The sequence below is a fragment of the Aeromonas sp. R6-2 genome, from assembly GCF_040908155.1.
Lineage (GTDB): Bacteria > Pseudomonadota > Gammaproteobacteria > Enterobacterales > Aeromonadaceae > Aeromonas > Aeromonas schubertii.
Genome location: NZ_JBFODE010000071.1, coordinates 1 through 19,944 on the forward strand (window position 1 = coordinate 1; position 19,944 = coordinate 19,944).

Here is a 19,944-nt window from a genome sequence, read left to right on the forward strand (position 1 = left end):
CCCGCCTTTTGGCGGGCCTGACTGTTTATGGGGATTGCCGAACGATTATCGTTGGGAGAGGTGGAGCATGGCCTCGAGCACGGCGCCGGCGATGGCGCGGGCCTTGTCCGAGACGGTGGTAAAATCGGCGCGCTCGCCGCGCGGGTCTATGTCGCCAATCTTGAAGCCGGGGGTGACGCTTATGCCGTCAGAGAGCAGCCCGCGCACCATGCCGGAGAGCGGCGCGATGACGGGGGTCTCGCCTACCCGGGCGACCGGGTCACCCTCCTTGACCAGATCCCCGAGCCGGCAGAGCCCCTCCATCACCCCCTCGACCGGGGCCCGGAGCACCCGGCGTTCCGAGTGACCGTCGATGACGCCGGGAATGCCGGTGTTGGGTTGGGCATAGCCCTGGTAGATGACCCGTCCCAGATGATGACCCCGGTTGGTCTCGATCACCGCGTCGCAATCGCGGCCCGCCTCGAAGCCCGGGCCGAGGGCCACCGTGACGGGAGCCATCTCCCTGTGGGTGCCGAGATTTTGCTTGGCGAGGATGGCATCGATGACAAAGCGCGGCTTGAGCTCGGTTAAGGCCTGGCACTCGGGGTCGGCCAGCACGGGGATGATGCCGCGCGCCAGGGTCTCCAGCGCCTGCTCCGGGCTGTCGACCCGCTCGGCGCGCACCCCTTCCACCTCGGCGTGACCATCGAACATGGCCTGGGCGAAGGCGACGCTGCGGCGGATCACGGTCGGGCAGGGCAGATCCAGCATGGCCACCTTAAAGCCTGCGTGGTGCAGGCGCAGGGCCACCCCGGTCGCCATGTCTCCCGAGCCGCGGATCACCACCAACTTCTCCCGGGTCAGGCGCACATCTTCTTGCAGCAGGCCACCGGGCTTGCGGTTTTTCACCTGCAGCAGCTCGGCCAGGATGCTGATGGCGATCTCCTCCGGGGTCTCGGCCCCTATGTTGTAGCCGATGGGGGAGTGCAGACGCTGCAGCTGCTCCTGGCTCACCCCTTGCTGGCGCAGGGCCTGGGTGAAGGTCTGTACCTTGCGCTTGCTGGCGAGCAGTCCCAGATAGGCGAGGGGACGGGTGATGAGTCGCTCGAGGGCCTCCTTGTCCTGATGGTTGGTGGCGATGATGACAAAGTCGGTTGGCTCGATGGCCAGGGCCTCGATGGCGGCGCTCATGGTCTCACCGTGGTGCAGATGGGTGCCGGCGGGGAAGATGTCGGGATTCAGGCTGCCGGTGAAGCAGTCGCCCACATGGATATCAAAGCCCAAAGGCGCCGCCGCATGGGCCAGGGCCCGGTTGACGTGGCCGGCACCGATCAGCACCAGGCGCGGGCGCAGACCATAGACATCGATATAGACCGACATGGCGCCGCCGCAGTCCGAGCCCACCGCATGCTCCCCGTTGCGGGCCATGCGGCCGTGATAGATGCGAGACTTGCGCTCGGCAATGGCCTCGATGGCCTCCTCGATCACCTTGCGCTCCACCATGCCGCCCCCTATGGTGCCGAGGATCTGGCCATCGGCCTGGATCAGCATCTGGGCCCGGTGACGGGGGGTCGAGCCGCGGCTCTCGATGATCTGAGCCAGGGCGAAGGGGACGTTCTCCTGCTCCAGGCGGGCGGCGTGTGCAAACAGATTCATAGTTACCTCTCTGACGGCGGCCACCCCTCGCGCAGCGAGTCGGCCACATGGGAGGCCGAGTAGCGGATGGCGACAGGCTCGCGCACCGCTCCCAGCCAGATGGCGTGGAGTTCGGGATGACGCTCCAGCAGGTGCGTCAGCTCGCTCTCCCACCCCCTCTCATTTTGATAATGTCCATTGATAAACCAGATTCGTCCGGCATCGGGCGGGGCTCCCTTGAAGATCCCCTCCGGATGGTCGAGCAGGCCATCTAGCAGGGAGAGAGTGAGCGGTTGCCCCTCTGCCAGGCCACACAGGGCCTGCACTCTCTCCCTGCGGTGGATGTGATCTGGCCCCGCCGGGGCGTCGATACAGGCCGCGCCCGTGAGGGCGATGACCCAGTCGCTGGCAAGGGGAATGCAAGGTTCGTGCAACGCTGGCAGCTTGAAGAGGCGACCGCGCGCCCCGTCGGCCTCGACCAGGATGAGATCGAAGCGCCCCAGCCCCTTGAGCCGGTCGAGGGCGGCGGGGGCGGGGCCGCACACCTTCTCTCCCTCGCGGGCGGTGAAATAGGCGGTGATGCCGGGGCGGGCGGCCGGTGTGTTATCAGCCAGCTCCCCGGTGGTCTCGCCCTGGTGACCTGCGTGCACATCACCAAGGTGATGGCCGATCACCAGGGTGTCGTATTGATCCCGGCTGGGCAGGTACATGCGGGTGGTGGTGGTGACAAGCACCCGCATGCCCCATCTTGCAAAGTGGCGGGCCAGCCAATAAAGGGTGCTGGTCTTGCCACCGGCACCGCACAGGGCAATAAGGGTGGATGATCCCGATTTTTTATTTACCAATTGGCCGAGCAGGCGTTCAATATCGGGAAAATGGCTGACCGATAAACAGGAATTTCCCATTATGCTCACCCCAAAAGAGAGTTACGAGATGGATAAACCACTCCCGCTACCCTGCGACTGTGTCATGACGGCGGCGGGATTATCCTCCCGCATGGGGGAGTGGAAAATGATGCTACCGTATCGCGGGGGAACCTTGCTTGATGCGAGTCTCAAAAATGCCCTCTCTGCCTGCCAGCGGGTGATATTGGTGGTGGGCCATCGGGGGGGCGAGCTGATGAGCCGTTATGCGCATCATCCGAATATCGAGGTGATCGAAAACCCCGACTACCGGGCCGGGTTGGCCGGCTCGGTACAACTGGGGGTGGCTGCCTGCCAAAGCGAGTATCTCTTTATCACCCACGGGGATCTCCCCTGTCTCTCCCGCCCCGTGTTCGAGGCCCTGTGGCACCAGAGGGGTGAGCAAACACTTCTTCCTTGTCACAATAAAAAAGCGGGTCACCCCGTGTTGATGCCGCGTTTCTTGGCGCGCGCGCTGGCCCGCGCCGAGCTCACAGGCCCGGTGCGCCGCTGGCTGCTCTCTCATCCCCATCGCCATGTAGCGCTGGAGTGGCAGGCCATCCTGCTGGACGTGGACACCCCGCAAGCCTACCGGGAACTGCTGGCCCGCGCGCCCGACGAAGAGGAGGAGAGGGAAGGTGTAACTTGCATGGATATTCATTTTTGAACGGGGTGAAAAACGTATCAAAGTGATATAAAAGGCCCCGCTTTTGATACTCGACGTCCTCTGATAAATCAATCAGGCGGTAATTGATATTTGCTCTCATTTTCATTGGCTGGCGGGGCTTGATATTGATGGCCATTAATCTGATTTGGCTCACGAAATTGCCACCGTCTCTATTTGATGGCAGGCCGCTGGCCTGAATGTTGCTCTCCTGCTGCTAATAGACCTCCAGTGAGGGGGGTCTCTCTTAATTACGATGTCTGCAGCAAGGAGATCACCATGGGCGATATTATGCGACCCGTTCCCTTCAAGAGCCTGCTTACCCGGATCTTCGAGGAGTATAAAAAGAGCCAGTCCATTTTCGGCATTCCCGCCAGCGAGTTCTATCGCAAGCAGGATGAGCGCAAGATCCAGGTCTTCGGGGAGAGTTGCGAGACGCCCATCGGCCCGGCGGCCGGCCCCCACACCCAGCTGGCCCAGAACATAGTGACCGCCTGGCTCACCGGTGGTCGCTTCATGGAGCTCAAGACGGTGCAGATCCTCGATCGCCTCGAGCTGGAGAAGCCCTGCATCGACGCCGAGGACGAGTGCTTCAACACCGAGTGGTCCACCGAGTTTACCCTGCAAAAGGCCTTCGACGAGTACCTCAAGGCCTGGTTTGCCCTCCACCTGATGGAGGCCATCTTCGATCCCCGTCTCGGGGGTGAGGCCAAGTCCTTCATCTTCAACATGAGCGTCGGCTACAACCTCGACGGCATCAAACAGCCCCCCATGCAGCAGTTCATCCACAACCTGATGGAGGCGGGCCAGCATCCCAAGTTTGCCGAGTACCGTCAGGCGCTTCATGAGCTGCTCGCCGATCAGGCCTTCCTCGACAGCATGGGGCTCGGGGTGCGCCGCGCCGCGCTGGCGCAGATGGTCGATGCCATCCCCTCGCGCCTGGTGCACGGGGTGACCCTCTCCACCATGCACGGCTGCCCGCCGAACGAGATCGAGGCCATCTGCCGCTACATGCTGGAAGAGAAGGGGCTCAACACCTTCGTCAAACTCAACCCCACCCTGCTGGGCTTCGAGCGGGTGCGCGCCATCCTCGACGGCTGCGGCTTCTCCTATGTGGGGCTCAGTGAGGCGTCTTTCGAACACGATCTCAAGCTGGATCAGGCCAAGGCCATGCTCGCCCGCCTGCTGGCGCTGGGCGAAGAGAAGGGGCTCACCTTCGGGGTCAAGCTCACCAACACGCTCGGGACTATCAATGGCAAGGGGCGCCTGCCCGGCAACGAGATGTACATGTCCGGTCGGGCCCTGTTCCCCCTCTCCATCAACGTGGCCGCCGTGCTGTCGCGTGCCTTCGACGGTCGCCTGCCCATCTCCTACTCGGGCGGTGCCAGCAAGTTCAACATCCGCGATATCTTCGAGACCGGCATCCGTCCCATCACCATGGCGACCGATCTGCTCAAACCCGGTGGCTACCTGCGCCAGCGCGAGTGCCTGGCCGAGCTCGACGCCTCCGACTGCTGGGGCATGACCCGGGTGGACGTGGAGAAACTCGAGACCCTGGCGGCGCGCGCCCTCACCATGGAGTACACCCAGAAGGGGTGGAAGTCCGAGGATCGCATCGAGGTGGGCGCCAGCCTGCCCATGACCGACTGCTATGTGGCCCCCTGCGTCAGCGCCTGCGCCATCCATCAGGACATCCCCGAGTACATCCGCCTGATGGGAGAGGGGCGTCATGTGGAGGCGCTCGAGCTCATCTACGAGCGCAACGCCCTGCCCGCCATCACCGGCCATATCTGCGATCACCAGTGCCAGTACAACTGCACCCGTCTCGACTACGACAGCGCCCTCAACATCCGCGAGCTGAAAAAGGTGGCCCTGGAGCTCGGTTGGGAGGGGTACAAGGCGCGCTGGCACAAGCCGGCCGGCAGCGGTGACAAGCACCCGGTCGCCGTGATTGGCGCCGGTCCCGCCGGCCTCTCTGCCGGCTACTTCCTGGCCCGCGCCGGCCACCCGGTCACCCTGTTCGAGCGCGAGGCCGACGCCGGTGGCGTGGTCAAACACATCATCCCCGCGTTTCGTATTCCGGCCGAACTCATCGAGCACGACATCGAGTTCGTCGCCGCCCACGGGGTCAAGTTCGAGTTTGGCTGCGACCCCGAGCTCACCGCCGACAAGCTGCACCAGATGGGCTTTACCTACGTCTTCGTCGGCATCGGTGCCGACAAGAACGGTGGCCTGCGCCTGGAGGGCGACGGGGATCGCATCCACAAGTCGTTCAACTTCCTGCGCAGCTTCAACCAGGGCAAGCCCCTGCCGCTCGGCCGCCACGTCGGGGTGATCGGGGCCGGCAACACCGCCATGGATTGCGCCCGCGCCGCGCTCAAGGTGCCCGGGGTGAGCCAGGTGACTGTCATCTATCGCCGCAGCGAGAAGGAGATGCCCGCCTACCGCGAGGAGTACCTCGAGGCGCTGGAGGAGGGGGTCGCGTTTCGCTTCCTCACCAACCCGGAGCGTTTCGACAAGGATGGCAGCCTGACCGTGCGCACCATGGCCCTCGGCGAGCCCGATGCCAGGGGACGCCGCCGCCCGGTGCCGACCGAGCAGACCGAGGTGCTGCACATCGATGCCCTGATCACCGCCATCGGCGAGCAGCCCGACCACGAGGTGCTGCGCCGCATCGGGGTGCCCCTTGGGGAAGATGGCTGGCCCGAGGTGGATGGACGCACCGGCGAGACCCGTCGTCGCAACCTCTTCCTCATCGGTGACGTGCAGCAGGGACCCTCCTCCATCGTCGCCGCCATCGGCACCGCCCGCCGCGCCACCGATCTGGTGCTGGAGCGCGAGCACCTGGCCCGTCAGGTCCATACCCCGGATCTGGCCGTGGCCGATACCGGTGATATCTACCGCCGCAAGGGGAGCATCGCCGTCACCCTGGTGGACAAGGATGAGCGCAGCGCCTTCGTGGCCCAGGAGGCCCACCGCTGCCTCGAGTGCAACACCCTGTGCAGCAAGTGTGTGGACGTCTGCCCCAACCGCGCCAACGTGGCCATCCCGGTGCCGGGCTTCAAGGACAAGTTCCAGACCCTGCACCTGGACGCCTACTGCAACGAGTGCGGCAACTGTGCCCAGTTCTGCCCCTGGCAGGGCAAGCCCTATCAGGACAAGGTCACCATCTTCAGCCTGCCCCAGGACTTCGAGCAGAGCCATAACCCCGGCTTCTACATCGACGGGGCGGCCCTCTCGGTGCGTCAACAGGGCGAGACCTATCGCCTCGCCATCGACGAGACCGGGGCCATCGACCGCATCCCCGCGGGCCTTGAGGAGATGTGCCGCATCATCACCCGGGTGCACCAGCATCATTCCTATCTGCTGGGCAAGGTGGAGGAGTAATCATGCTGATCCTGAAGAACGTCACCGCCGCCGAGCTGTACCCCTCCCGCATCCGGGAGGGGGTCGATATCGCCATCGAGGGGGATCTCATCAAGGAGGTGGGCAACCACCTCTGCGCCCGCTACCCGGATGCCCCCTACCGTGAGATGGGCGGCAAGCTGGTGATGCCGGGCATCGTCTGCGCCCACAACCACTTCTACTCGGGGCTGGCGCGGGGGATCATGGCCTCTATCCCCCCCTGCCCGGACTTTATCTCCACCCTGAAGAACCTCTGGTGGCGTCTCGACCGGGCGCTCGATGAGGAGTCCCTCTACTACAGCGGCCTCATCTGCTCGCTCGAGGCGATCAAGAGCGGCTGTAGCTCGGTGATCGACCACCACGCCTCGCCCGCCTTGATCGGCGGCTCCCTGAACGTGCTGCGTCGCGGCTTCATGGAGGCGGGGCTGCGCGGCATGACCTGCTACGAGACCACGGATCGCAACGGGGGGCTGGCCGAGCTGCGCGCCGGGGTGGAGGAGAACATCGCCTTCGCCCGCCAGCTCGATGCGGACCGCCAGAAGGGTGAGCCCCACCTGATGGAGGCCCACATCGGTGCCCACGCCCCCTTCACCGTGCCCGACGAAGGGCTCGCCATGCTGCGCGAGGCCAAACAGGCCACCGGGCGCGGCCTGCATATCCATGTGGCCGAAGACAGCTATGACCTCTCCCATGGCCACCACCACTATGGCAAGGAGCTGATCGCCCGCCTCGACGGCTTCTCTCTCATCGACAGCAAGACGCTGGTGGCCCACGGCATCTACCTCTCGCCCGAGGATATCGCCCTGCTCAACGAGCGCGACGCCTTCCTGGTGCACAACCCCCGCTCCAACATGAACAACCATGTGGGCTACAACCGGCGCCTGGCCGACTACCGCAACCTGGCACTGGGGACCGACGGCATCGGCGCCGACATGTTCGAGGAGCTCAAGTTCGCCTTCTTCAAACACAGGGATGCCGGCGGCGCCTTGTGGCCCGACAGCTTCGCCCGCTTCCTCGCCAACGGCAACACCTTGCTCGAGCGCAACTTCGGGGCCCGCTTCGGTCGTCTCGAGGCCGGCTACAAGGCCGATCTCACCGTCTGTGACTATGGGGCGCCGACCCCGCTCGAGGGGGGCAACCTGCCCGGCCATCTGGCCTTTGGCCTGGGCGCTGGCAGCGTCACCGACGTCATGGTGGAGGGGCGCATGGTCTATCAGGACCGGGCCTTCCCCTTCGATACGGCACCGATTTACGAGCAGGCGCGCAAGGCCGCCCGCCGTCTCTGGGCCCGGATGGACCAATTGTGACCGTCGGGCCCCGGCGCGGGGCCCACGCCAACAGGACTCACGAAAAGGACAGACCATGATCGAACAACTCTTTCGGCCCGAGCAGATCGGGCAGGCCATCGAGCTCAAGGCCCGTTTCGGCAGCGAGGCGGTCTATATGGGGGGCGGCAGCAAGCTCAACGCCACCCCGACCCACACCCGTCGCACCATCGCCATCCTGCTCGACAGGCTGGGGCTCGATGGCATCGAGTGGCAGCAGGGGGCCCTGCGTCTGGGCGCCACCTGCACCCTGCAGGCTATCCAGGATCACCCGGACACCCCGCCCGCGCTGACCGAGGCGCTGGGCTTTGTCTACTCCCGCCACCTGCGAAACCAGTCCACCTTGGGCGGCGAGCTGGCCAGCCTCACCCACGACTCTGTGCTCTATCCGGTGCTGCTGGTGCTCGAGGCGCGCCTGCTGCTGGAGGGGGGTGACACCCTGGGGATCGAGGCCTATCTGGCCGGCCGGCGCGATCAGCTGGTGCTGGCGGTGCTCTTGCCCGAGCCGACCCTCACCTGCGCCACCCGTCGCATCCGCCGTAACGCCGATGGCCTCGGGGTGGTGACCGCCGCCGTGGCCCTGGACCAGGAGGGCAGGGCACGCATCGCCCTGGCCGAGGTAGAGCGCGCGCCGCGCCGCCTGCACGACGCCGAGCGCGGGGCCCTGGCGCCCGAGGTGCTCGAGAAGATAGTGGCCGAGCTTATCCAGCCCGAGTGCGATCTGGCCGGCAGCCGCGACTACAAGCGATACATCACAGGGGTGGTGGTGGCCGATCTGCTGATCGACTGCCAGCAGAGCATGGGAGGTCAGGCATGATGGAACTTAACTTCACCCTCAACGGCGCCCTGCGCACCGTGATGGCACCGGTGGGCAAGAACGCCCAGCAGATCCTCTTCGAGCAGTGCCGCATGCACTCGGTGCGCAACAGCGACGACGGCTTCGGCTTCGCCGGCTCCGACGCCATCCTCTTTAACGGCCGCATCGTCAACGCCTCCCTGCTCATCGGCGGCCAGCTCGACGGCGCCGAGATCCGCACCGCCGAGTCCCTCGGCAGCTGGAACCAGCTCAGCCTGGTGCAGCAGGCCATGGTGGACGTGGGCGTGGTGCAGTCGGGCTATAACGACCCGGCCGCGGCCCTGATCCTGACCGATCTGCTGGCACGCCACCCCAAGCCCTGCCGCGAGCAAGTCGACGACGCCCTCTCCGGCCTGTTCCACCGCGACAGCGGTTACCAGCAGTTCTATCAGGCGGTGGAGCTCGCCGCCGCCCGCATGGACGATCCGGACTACTTCAGCCCCATCGCCCCCGAGTTTCGCGATGATCTGCGCCACATCGGCAAGCAGTGTCCCAAGCTCGACTCGGCCAAGATGGTGCAGGCCAAGCCCTGCTACGTGGAGGACAGGGTCACCGAGGATGCGCTGGTCATCAAGATGCTGCGCAGCCCCCATCCCCACGCCCTCATCACCCGGCTCGATGTGAGCCGCGCCGAAGCCCTGCCCGGGGTGGTGCACGTCATCACCCACCTGAACTGTCCCGAGGTCTACTACACCCCGGGTGGCCAGACCGCCCCCGAGCCCTCGCCGCTGGATCGCCGCATGTTCAGCCGCAAGGTGCGTCACGTGGGGGACAGGGTCGCCGCCGTGGTGGCCGAGAGCGAGGCCATCGCCCTGGCCGCCCTGGCACTTGTCGAGGTGGAGTATCAGCAGCTCCCCGCGGTGATGAACATCGATGAGGCGATGGCCCCCGGCGCCCCCGTGGTGCACGACGAGCCCATCGTCTACATGGCCGGCGCCCCGGCGGATCTGGAGGCACAAAATGCCAACGCCGTGCGTCGCGGCGACGAGCACATGATCATCAACTTCCCCATCGGCGCCCGTCCCCACGAGAACCTGGCCGCCAGCGTGCACGGGGAGCTCGGCGATGTGGACCGCGCCTTTGCCGAGGCGGACCTGGTGCTCGAGCGCACCTATGAGTCGACCCAGGCCCAGCAGTGCCCGACCGAGCCTCATATCTGCTTTACCTACATGGACGGGGATCGTCTGGTGATCCACGCCTCCACCCAGGTGCCCTGGCACGTGCGTCGCCAGGTGGCCCGTATTGTCGGCATGAAGCAGCACCAGGTGCACGTCATCAAGGAGCGGGTCGGCGGCGGCTTTGGTTCCAAGCAGGACATCCTGCTGGAAGAGGTGTGCGCCTGGGCCACCCGGGTCACCGGTCGTCCCGTCACCTTCCGCTACACCCGTGAAGAGGAGTTCATCAGCAACACCTCGCGCCACGTGGCCAAGGTGACCGTCAAGCTGGGGGCCAAAAAAGATGGCACCCTGACCGCGGTCGAGATGGATTTTCGTGCCAACACCGGCCCCTACGGCAACCACTGCCTGACGGTGCCGAGCAACGGCCCGGCCCTGTCGCTGCCCCTCTATCCGTGCGACAACGTGCGCTTTCGGGTGCACACCTACTACAGCAACATCTGCCCGACCGGCGCCTATCAGGGCTACGGGGCGCCCAAGGGGAACTTCGCCCTCACCATGGCCCTGGCCGAACTGGCGGCCGAGCTCGGCATCGATCAGCTCGACATGATCGAGCACAACCGGGTCCACGAGGGGGATACCCTCAAGGTGCTCGGCGCCATCGGCGAGGGCAAGGCCCCCACCTCGGTGCCTACCGCCGCCAGCTGCGCCCTCGAGCCCATCCTGAAGCAGGGGCGCGAGCTCATCGGCTGGGACAGTCCCAAGGTCGCCGAGGGTGACTGGCGCATCGGTCGCGGGGTCGCCATCATCATGCAAAAATCGGGGATCCCCGATATCGATCAGGCCAACTGCATGGTGAAACTGGAATCGGACGGCACCTTTATCGTCCACTCCGGCGGCGCCGACATCGGCACCGGCCTCGATACCGTGGTGGCCAAGCTCACCGCCGAGGTGCTCAACTGCCCGGTGAGCGACGTGCACGTCATCTCGGGTGACACCGACCACGCCCTGTTCGACAAGGGGGCCTATGCCTCCTCGGGCACCTGCTTCTCGGGCAACGCCGCCAAGATGGCCGCCGAGAACCTCAAGGAGAAGATCCTCACCCACGGGGCCGCCATGCTGGGCGAGCCACTGGATCAGGTGGAGCTGGTCTATCCGGGGTTGGTGCGCGGCCAGAGCGGGGAGGTGACCCTGGGGGATCTCGCCCACAAGGGGGAGAGCGGCACCGGCTTTGGCATTCTGGTGGGCACCGCCAGCTATATCACCAGCCAGCTCGCCTTCCCCTACGGGGCCAACTTCGCCGAGGTGGCGGTCAACGTGCGCACCGGCGAGATCCGCGTCGACAAGTTCTATGCCCTGCTCGACTGCGGCACGCCCATCAACCCGGAGCTGGCCCTCGGCCAGATCTACGGGGCAACCTTGCGCGCCATCGGCCACACCCTGACCGAAGAGCTCTGTTACGATCGCCACGGCATCCCGGTGACCCGGGATCTCAAGCGCTACGGGGCGCCCAAGATAGGGGACATACCGCGCGATTTTCGCGCCTTCCTGGTGCCGAGCGATGACAAGGTCGGCCCCTATGGCGCCAAGTCCATCTCCGAGATCGGGGTCAACGGCGCCGCCCCCGCCATCGCCACCGCCATCCACGACGCCTGCGGGGTCTGGCTGCGCAAGTGGCACTTCACGCCGGAGCAGATCCTGCGTGAGCTGGGCCGGCTCTAGCCGGTAGCGGGTGCACGGGGGGCATTCGCTCCCCGTCCCTGACCACGGCGGGCAGCCGTCCGCCGTACCTGACAACGGGGCCAAGGCCCCCAAGATCGAATCCGGGGCCGGACGGACGGGCCCCGGCGGGAGAGGACAGATATCATGTCTGCATCGACACCCAGGCATTCGGATCTTATCTACGAGCTGGAGGAGAAGCCCCCCTTCTCGCAGACCCTGATGGGGGCCGTGACCCATCTGCTCGCTATCTTCGTTCCCATGGTGACCCCGGCGCTCATCGTCGGCGGCGCCCTGGGTCTTGCCACCGAGACCACCGCCTATCTGGTCTCCATGGCCATGATCGCCTCGGGCGTGGGCACCTGGTTGCAGGTGCACCGCTATGGCCCCATCGGCTCGGGGCTGCTCTCCATCCAGTCGGTGAACTTCTCCTTTGTCACCGTCATGATTGCGCTGGGCAGTGCCATGGGCAAAGAGGGACTGAGGGAGGATCAGATCCTCTCCACCCTGCTCGGGGTCTCCTTCGTCGGCGGTTTTCTGGTGATGGGCTCGTCGTTTGTGCTGCCCTATCTGCGGCGGGTCATCACCCCGACCGTGAGCGGCGTGGTGGTGCTGATGATAGGCCTTAGCCTTATCAAGGTGGGGATCGTCGATTTTGGCGGCGGCTTTGCCGCCATCGAGAGCGGCACCTTCGGCCACTACGAGAACCTCGGGCTTGGGCTTTTGGTGCTGTGCGTCATCATCGCCTTCAACTGCAGCCGCAACCCCTTGCTGCGCATGAGCGGCATCGCCATCGGCCTGCTGGTGGGCTATGCGGTGGCCCTGATGCTGGGCAAGGTGGACTTCAGCCCGTTGCAAAACCTGCCCCTGGTCACAGTCCCGGTGCCGTTCAAGTACGGCTTTACCTTCGATCTCTACGCCTTCCTGCTGGCCGGTACCATCTATCTGCTGAGCGTGCTCGAGGCGGTGGGGGACATCACGGCCACCGCCATGGTCTCGCACCAGCCCATCCAGGGGCCCGACTACCAGAAGCGCCTGTGCGGCGGTGTGCTGGCCGACGGCCTGGTCTCGGTCATCGCCTCGGCGCTGGGATCTCTGCCGCTCACCACCTTCGCCCAGAACAACGGGGTGATCCAGATGACCGGGGTGGCGTCGCGCCACGTGGGCAAGGTGATCGCCCTCATCCTGGTGCTGCTCGGCCTCTTCCCGGTGGTGGGGCGCTTCTTCACCACCATACCGGCGCCCGTCATGGGGGGGGCCATGACCATCATGTTCTCCATGATTGCCATCGCCGGCGGGCGCATCATCATCAGCCACGGATTCAGCCGGCGCGAGAGCCTGATCGTCGCCACCTCCCTCGGCCTCGGGCTCGGGGTCTCCTACGATCCCAACCTGTTTCGGGTGCTGCCGGACGGCATCTACATGCTGGTGGAGAACCCCATTTGCGTCGGCGGCATCACCGCCATCATCATGAACCTGGTGTTGCCCGCCAGCCGACGGGCCAGGGCGCGCCAGCAGCAGGGCGAGGCTCCCCTGGATGACGCCGACTCACTCCTCTCTTCAGTCTCAAACGACAGGACGACCCCATGAGATACGACAATTCGGTCAAAGCGGTACGTGGCAGCTTCTTTCACATCACCCGGGTGGTGACGGATCCGGCCGAGATAGAGTCCTGCACCCAGTTTGTCGAAGATGGCCTGCTCATCATCCGCAACGGCTGCATCGACTGGTTTGGCGAGTGGCGGGACGGGCGCGAGCTGGTGCCCTCCACGGTGCGGGTGCGCGACTATCGGGGCAAGCTTATCGTCCCCGGCTTCGTGGACACCCACCTGCACTACCCCCAGAGCGAGATGGTGGGCGCCTATGGGGAGCAGCTGCTGGAGTGGCTCAATCACCACACCTTCCCGACCGAGCGGCGCTACAACGATCTCGAGTATGCCCGCGAGATGTCCACCTTCTTTATCAAGCAGCTGCTGCGTAACGGCACCACCACGGCCCTGGTGTTTGGCAGCGTCCATCCCCAGTCGGTGGATGCCCTGTTCGAGGCGGCCAGCCGCATCAACATGCGCCTCATCGCCGGCAAGGTGATGATGGATCGCAACGCCCCGGACTATCTGCTCGACACCGCCGAGAGCAGCTACCGTCACAGCAAGGCGCTGATCGACCGCTGGCACGGCAACGGGCGCCTGCTCTATGCGGTGACCCCGCGCTTCGCCCCCACCTCGACCCCGGCGCAGCTGGAGGTGGCCTGCGCCCTGCGAAAGGAGTACCCCACCACCTATCTGCAGACCCATCTCTCCGAGAACAGGGACGAGATCGCCTGGGTCAAGTCCCTCTATCCCGCCCACAAGGGCTATCTCGATGTCTATGACAGCTTCGGCCTGACCGGCCCCAACTGCGTGTTTGCCCACTGCATCCACCTGGAAGAGCCAGAGTGGGCCTGCCTGCAGGAGACCGGCTCGACCATCGCCTTCTGTCCCACCTCCAACCTCTATCTGGGCAGCGGCCTGTTCCAGATGGACAAGGCGTGGAATCGCCAGATCCAGGTCGGCATGGGCACCGACATCGGGGCCGGCACCACCTTCAACATGCTGCAGACCCTCAACGAGGCCTACAAGGTGGCCCAGTTGCAGGGGCTTTGCCTCTCGGCGTTCCACTCCTTCTACCTCGCCACCCTGGGCGGGGCCCGCTCCCTCGGGCTTGACGATCGCATCGGCAGCTTCGCGGTGGGCAAGGAGGCCGACTTCGTGGTGCTCGACCCGGTCGCCACCCCGATGCAGCAGCTGCGCTACGACAACTCGACCGCCCTGCGTGACAAGCTCTTCGTGCTGCTCACCCTGGGGGACGATCGCACCATCTACCGCACCTATGTGGATGGTCAGTTGGTGCACGAGCGCGGCTAGACCCGTTTCGGGCAGGGGAGACCCTGCCCTTTTTCCATGGCCAGGTATCCGTCAGGCGAGTGATGGCGGTGGCGCCCTGCGCGCAAAAAACCGGCCGTCCCATTGAGGAACCAACCCACACAGGGTGAAGGAGTACCGTTATGTCAAACGCAAGTAGCAGGATGAAGGAGGCGCTGCCGGCCCAGGTGCCGGTGGCCGACTCGGGGCTCGATCGTTTCTTCAAGATCAGCGAGCGCGGGAGCAGTGTACGCCAGGAGGTGCTGGCGGGGATCACCACCTTCCTCGCCATGGTCTACTCGGTCATCGTGGTGCCGGGGCTGCTCGGCAAGGCGGGCTTTCCCCCCGGCGCCGTCTTCGTGGCCACCTGCCTGGTGGCCGGGGCGGGGTCGCTCTTGATGGGGCTGTGGGCCAACCTGCCCATGGCCATCGGCTGCGCCATCTCGCTCACCGCCTTTACCGCCTTCAGCCTGGTGCTGGGGCAGCAGATCCCCATTCCGGTGGCGCTTGGCGCCGTCTTCCTGATGGGGGTCATCTTCACCGCCATCTCGGTGACCGGGGTGCGCAGCTGGATCCTCAATAACCTTCCCATGGGGATAGCCCACGGCACCGGTATCGGCATCGGCCTGTTCCTGCTGCTGATTGCCGCCAACGGGGTCGGGCTGGTCATCAAGAACCCCCTCGAGGGGCTGCCGGTGGCCCTCGGCGGCTTTACCACCATGCCGGTCATGATGACCCTGCTGGGACTGGCCATGATCTTCGGCCTGGAGCGGCTGCGGGTGCCGGGCGGGATCTTGCTGGTGATCATCGGCATCTCGGTGATCGGCCTTCTCTTCGATCCGTCGGTCAAATACCAGGGGCTGTTTGCCATGCCGACCCTGGCCGACGAGCAGGGGCACTCCCTCATCTTCAGCCTCGACATCATGGGGGCCCTCTCGCCTTTGGTGCTGCCGAGCGTGCTGGCCCTGGTGATGACCGCCGTGTTTGACGCCACCGGCACCATACGCGCCGTGGCCGGGCAGGCCAACCTGCTCGACCAGGATGGCCACATCATCAACAACGACAAGGCGCTCACCTCCGACTCGGTGAGCAGCATCTTCTCGGGTCTGGTGGGGGCCGCCCCGGCTGCCGTCTATATCGAATCGGCCGCCGGCACCGCCGCCGGGGGCAAGACCGGGCTCACCGCCACCGTGGTCGGTGCCCTGTTTCTGATGATGCTGTTCCTCGCGCCGCTCTCCTACCTGGTGCCGGCCTATGCCACGGCGCCGGCCCTCATGTATGTGGGGCTCCTGATGCTGAGCAACGTCACCAAGCTCGATTTTAGCGATCTGGTGGGGGCCATGTCGGGGCTGCTGTGCGCCGTCTTTATCGTGCTCACCTGCAACATAGTGACCGGCATCATGCTCGGCTTCAGCGCCCTGGTGATAGGCCGTATCTGCGCCCGGGAGTGGCGTCTGCTCAACCCGGGCACCGTCATCATCGCCATCGTGCTGGTGGCCTTCTACGCCGGCGGCTGGGCCATCTAGCCCCGGTCACCGAGACGAGCCCGGCACCCGCCGGGCTCTCATTTTGATAGTTCCGGCTACCAGTTTGATAGCCAGCGAGGGGCCGCCGCCCCCGGCAGGCGAGGGGAGTGTCCCTTGCCTGCGGGCCAGATGGGATCCCCTTCACATTTGCGACGCCGGATCGGCCAACCCCGAGAGATGGGCGCACATCTTGCTGTTTTCACTCTTGGTTCTGGATTTTTCCCCCGGGAATAGAGGATGTAACCATGTCCATAGGATTACCCTTTCGGCGCGTCGACGCCCAGGCCAAGGTGACGGGGAGGGCGCGCTATACCGACGACTTCACCATGCTTGGCATGCGCCACGCCAAGTATGTGCGAAGCACCCTGGCCCACGGCCGGGTGACCGCCATCGACTGCAGCGAGGCCCTGGCCCTGCAGGGGGTGGAGGCGGTCTTCACCTGGCAGGATGTGCCCGACATCTGTTATCGCACCGCCGGCCACGCCTGGAATCTCGACGAGAGCAAGCGCGACGTGAAAGACCGCCGCCTGCTCACCGACCATGTGCGCCACTACGGGGACGGGGTCGCCATCGTGGTGGCCCGCGATCCCCTCACCGCCGAGAAGGGGGCGGCCCTGGTCAGGGTGACCTATGAGCCGCTGCCGGTGATGACCGATGCCCAGAGCGCCCTGGCCGAGGGGGCCGAGCCCATCCATCCGGGGGGCAACCTGCTGCGCCAGAGTCAGATCCGCGGCGGCGAGCCTGAGCAGGCCATCGAGGGGGCCCCGTTTCGCTGCCAGGGCCACTACGAGACCCCGGTGGTGCAGCACTGCCACCTGGAGTCGGTCACCTGTTATGCCTACATGGAGCAGCCGGGCCACCTGGTGGTGGTCTCGAGCACCCAGATCCCCCAGATAGTGCGCAGTCGGGTTGCCAAGTCCCTGGGCCTGCCCTGGGCCAACGTGCGGGTGGTCAAACCCTATGTGGGGGGCGGCTTTGGCAACAAGCAGGACGTGCTGGAAGAGCCGATGGCGGCGTTTTTGAGCTACAAGCTCGGGGGCGTGCCGGTCAAGGTCACCCTGAGCCGTGAGGAGTGCTTCCTCGCCTCGCGCACCCGCCACGGCTTTCATATGGACGGCGAGCTCGGCATGGACCAGGACGGCCGCCTGCTTGGCTACCGACTGGATGTGCTCTCCAACACCGGGGCCTATGCCTCCCACGGCCACTCCATCGCCTGCGCCGGGGCCAACAAGATAAGTTACCTCTATCCGCGCAGCGCCTTTGGCTATGACGCCCGCACCTTCTACAGCAACCTGCCCACCGCCGGGGCCATGCGTGGCTATGGGGCGCCCCAGGTGGTGTTCGCCCTCGAGTGCATGATGGACGACGCCTGCACCGCCCTCGGGCTCGATCCCCTGGCGGTGCGCCTGGCCAACGTGGCGCGCGAGGGGGACGTCAACCCGGTCAACCGGAAGACCATCTACAGCGCCGGGCTGCCCGAGTGCCTGCGCCGGGGGCGCGATCTCTTCGAGTGGGACAGGCGCCGCGCCGAGTGCCAGAGCCAGACCGGGCGGGTGCGCCGCGGGGTGGGGGTCGCCTGCTTTAGCTATGGATCCAACACCTATCCGGTGGGGGTGGAGATAGCGGGCGCGCGCATGCTGCTCAACCAGGATGGCTCGGTCAACCTGCAGATCGGCGCCACCGAGATAGGGCAGGGCTCGGATACCGTCTTCGCCCAGATGGCGGCCCAGACCTTAGGGGTCCCCTTCGAGCAGATCCGGGTCATCTCGACCCAGGACACCGACATCACCGCCTATGACCCCGGCTCGTTTGCCTCGCGCCAGAGCTATGTGGCCGCCCCCGCCATCCACGAGGCGGCGCTTCAGCTCAAGGCGCGCATCCTGGCGCTCGCTTCCCAGCTCTGCCATCAGGAGGTGGGGTCGCTGACCCTCATCGACGGCTATGTGGTGCTGGCCGGGGCGCCGGACAAGGTGCTGATGAGCGTGGCCGAGGTGTCGCAAAACGCCTATTACCACCTCTCCATCGGTGGCCAGATCACCTCGGAAGTCTCCCACAAGACCACCACCAACCCGCCGAGCTTTGGCTGCACCTTCGTCGATCTCAGCGTCGATCTGGACCTTTGCAAGGTCACCATTAACCGCATCATGAACCTGCATGACGCCGGTCAAATCCTGAATCCTGTGCTGGCCGAGGGGCAGGTGCACGGGGGCATGGGGATGGGCATAGGCTGGGCCCTGTTTGAGGAGATGATCATCGACCCCAAGAGCGGCGTGGTGCGAAACCCCAACCTGCTTGACTACAAGTTCCCCACCATCACGGACTTGCCGCCGCTCGAGTGCGACTTCGTGCAGACCTATGAGCCCCAGTCCGTCTATGGCCACAAGTCCCTCGGTGAGCCCCCCATCATCTCACCGGCCCCGGCCATTCGTAACGCCATCCTGATGGCGACCGGGGTGGCCATCAACACCTTGCCCATTACCCCCAAGAGCCTCTACCGGGCGTTTGTCCGCGCCGCTCTGATTGAGGAGGCCCCCCATGTTTGATATTCGCGCCTATCACAGGGCGACCAGCGTGGCCGAGGCGGTTGCGCTGCTCGGCGCTCACCCGGGCACCCGGCTGGTGGCCGGGGGCACCGACGTGATGATCCGCCTGCACCACCTGAGCGCCGACTATGGCGCCCTGGTGGACATTCACGAACTGCCCGAGCTGCGCGGCATCCGCGAGCTGAGCGATGGCACAGTGCGCATCGGCTCGGGCACCACCTTCACCGAGATCATCGAAAGCGAACTGGTGCGCCGGCGCATCCCCATGCTGGCCGAGGCGGCCGCCACCATCGCCGGCCCCCAGATCCGCAACGTCGCCACCTACGGGGGCAACCTCTGTAACGGCGCCACCAGCGCCGACTCGGCCGCCCCCTCTCTGGCACTGGAGGCGCGCCTCGAGATAGCCGGCCCCGAGGGGACCCGCCTCATTCCCCTGGCGGGCTTTCACACCGGCCCCGGCCGGGTGGCCCTGGCCCCGGACGAGGTGCTGGTGGCCATTCATATCGCCCCCGATCCCGGTGCCGGGGTGGGCAGTCACTACTTCAAGTACGCCATGCGCGATGCCATGGATATCGCCACCATCGGCTGCGCCGCCTGGTGCCGTATCGGCGAGGGGCGCATCCTGCAGCTGCGTCTGGCCTATGGGGTGGCGGCGCCGACCCCCATTCGCACCCCCCACGCCGAGGCGCTGGCCGAAGGGGCCCCGCTGACCGACGCGACCCTGGCTGCCATCGCCCGCGCGGTGGAGGCCGACGTGGCCCCGCGCTCCTCCTGGCGGGCGGAGAAAGATTTTCGCCTTCACCTTATCAAGACCCTGGCCGAGCGGGTGGTGCGCTGCGCCATCACCCGGGCCGGGGGGGAGATCCTCTGATGCATCCACAAACCTGTGCCCAGCTCGATATCGAGTGCGAGATCAACGGCAAACCCTACCGCTACTCGGTGCCCCCCAGCCTCTCCTTGCTCCACCTGCTGCGCTCCCAGGGGCTTATCAGCGTCAAGGAGGGGTGCAGCGTCGGCGAGTGCGGCGCCTGCACGGTGCGGGTCGACGGGGTCGCCATCGACAGCTGCATCTACCTGGCGGTGTGGGCCAACGGCAAGTCCATTCGCACCGTGGAGGGGGAGGAGAAGGACGGGGAGCTCTCGCCCCTGCAACAGGCCCTCATTGACGAGGGGGCCGTGCAGTGCGGCTTCTGCACCCCGGGCCTGGTGATGGCCGGGGCCGCCCTGCTCGACAAGAGCGCCCGTCGCCCCCTGACCGAGGAGGAGATCCGCCGAGGTCTCGCCGGTAACCTCTGCCGCTGCACCGGCTACCAGAATGTGGTGCGTGCGGTGCAGCGCTGCTGTCACAAAAAATGAGCACTCGGGTCGGCCGGGC

At 65.7% G+C, this 19,944-nt stretch carries 13 protein-coding genes; 11 read left to right on the top strand and 2 right to left on the bottom strand.

Annotation, left to right across the window (positions count from 1 at the left end):
- Positions 1-45: 45 nt before the first annotated feature.
- Positions 46-1,635, bottom strand: a complete 1,590-nt coding sequence (gene yqeB, locus AB5Y48_RS18690; RefSeq protein WP_368165444.1) for a selenium-dependent molybdenum cofactor biosynthesis protein YqeB — start codon at positions 1,633-1,635, stop codon at positions 46-48.
- Positions 1,636-1,637: 2 nt separating this feature from the next.
- The gene (gene yqeC, locus AB5Y48_RS18695; RefSeq protein WP_368165445.1) at positions 1,638-2,519 is read right to left on the bottom strand and encodes a selenium cofactor biosynthesis protein YqeC; all 882 of its coding nucleotides are present in this window, start codon (positions 2,517-2,519) and stop codon (positions 1,638-1,640) included.
- Positions 2,520-2,547: 28 nt separating this feature from the next.
- Here yqeC and AB5Y48_RS18700 point away from each other — a divergent pair, with 28 nt between their 5' ends.
- The 11 genes from AB5Y48_RS18700 to xdhC all read left to right on the top strand — a co-directional run bounded on the left by AB5Y48_RS18700 (position 2,548) and on the right by xdhC (position 19,925).
- Entirely contained in the window at positions 2,548-3,183 is a 636-nt protein-coding gene (locus tag AB5Y48_RS18700) for an NTP transferase domain-containing protein (RefSeq protein ID WP_368165446.1), read from the top strand.
- Between the two features lie 276 nt (positions 3,184-3,459).
- Complete coding sequence (gene ygfK / locus AB5Y48_RS18705) at positions 3,460-6,567, top strand: putative selenate reductase subunit YgfK (protein ID WP_368165447.1); 3,108 nt, start codon at positions 3,460-3,462, stop codon at positions 6,565-6,567.
- 2 nt (positions 6,568-6,569) lie between these two features.
- Entirely contained in the window at positions 6,570-7,892 is a 1,323-nt protein-coding gene (ssnA, locus tag AB5Y48_RS18710) for a putative aminohydrolase SsnA (RefSeq protein ID WP_368165448.1), read from the top strand.
- 55 nt (positions 7,893-7,947) lie between these two features.
- Positions 7,948-8,727: a molybdopterin-dependent oxidoreductase FAD-binding subunit gene (ygfM, locus tag AB5Y48_RS18715; RefSeq protein ID WP_136613928.1), complete on the top strand. Its 780-nt coding sequence runs from the start codon at positions 7,948-7,950 to the stop codon at positions 8,725-8,727.
- On the top strand, positions 8,724-11,603 hold the full coding sequence (locus AB5Y48_RS18720; protein ID WP_368165449.1) for a molybdopterin-dependent oxidoreductase Mo/Fe-S-binding subunit: 2,880 nt from the start codon (positions 8,724-8,726) through the stop codon (positions 11,601-11,603). Before ygfM ends, AB5Y48_RS18720 begins: the two co-directional genes overlap by 4 nt.
- 144 nt (positions 11,604-11,747) lie before the next feature.
- Positions 11,748-13,190 carry a nucleobase:cation symporter-2 family protein gene (locus tag AB5Y48_RS18725; RefSeq protein ID WP_224159776.1) on the top strand — a complete coding sequence of 481 codons (1,443 nt, stop codon included), beginning with the start codon at positions 11,748-11,750 and terminating at the stop codon, positions 13,188-13,190.
- Positions 13,187-14,503, top strand: coding sequence for a guanine deaminase (gene guaD, locus AB5Y48_RS18730; RefSeq protein ID WP_224159777.1), 1,317 nt, complete (start codon positions 13,187-13,189; stop codon positions 14,501-14,503). The genes AB5Y48_RS18725 and guaD overlap by 4 nt, the downstream gene beginning before the upstream one ends.
- 161 nt (positions 14,504-14,664) lie before the next feature.
- Positions 14,665-16,026 (top strand): NCS2 family permease, encoded by a 1,362-nt coding sequence (locus AB5Y48_RS18735; RefSeq protein ID WP_136614664.1) that lies wholly within the window; start codon positions 14,665-14,667, stop codon positions 16,024-16,026.
- Between the two features lie 245 nt (positions 16,027-16,271).
- Positions 16,272-18,569 (top strand): xanthine dehydrogenase molybdenum-binding subunit XdhA, encoded by a 2,298-nt coding sequence (gene xdhA / locus AB5Y48_RS18740; RefSeq protein WP_368165450.1) that lies wholly within the window; start codon positions 16,272-16,274, stop codon positions 18,567-18,569.
- Positions 18,562-19,440 (top strand): xanthine dehydrogenase FAD-binding subunit XdhB, encoded by an 879-nt coding sequence (gene xdhB / locus AB5Y48_RS18745; RefSeq protein ID WP_136613926.1) that lies wholly within the window; start codon positions 18,562-18,564, stop codon positions 19,438-19,440. The genes xdhA and xdhB overlap by 8 nt, the downstream gene beginning before the upstream one ends.
- Positions 19,437-19,925: a xanthine dehydrogenase iron sulfur-binding subunit XdhC gene (gene xdhC / locus AB5Y48_RS18750; protein ID WP_050664711.1), complete on the top strand. Its 489-nt coding sequence runs from the start codon at positions 19,437-19,439 to the stop codon at positions 19,923-19,925. Before xdhB ends, xdhC begins: the two co-directional genes overlap by 4 nt.
- The last annotated feature ends 19 nt before the right edge of the window (positions 19,926-19,944 follow it).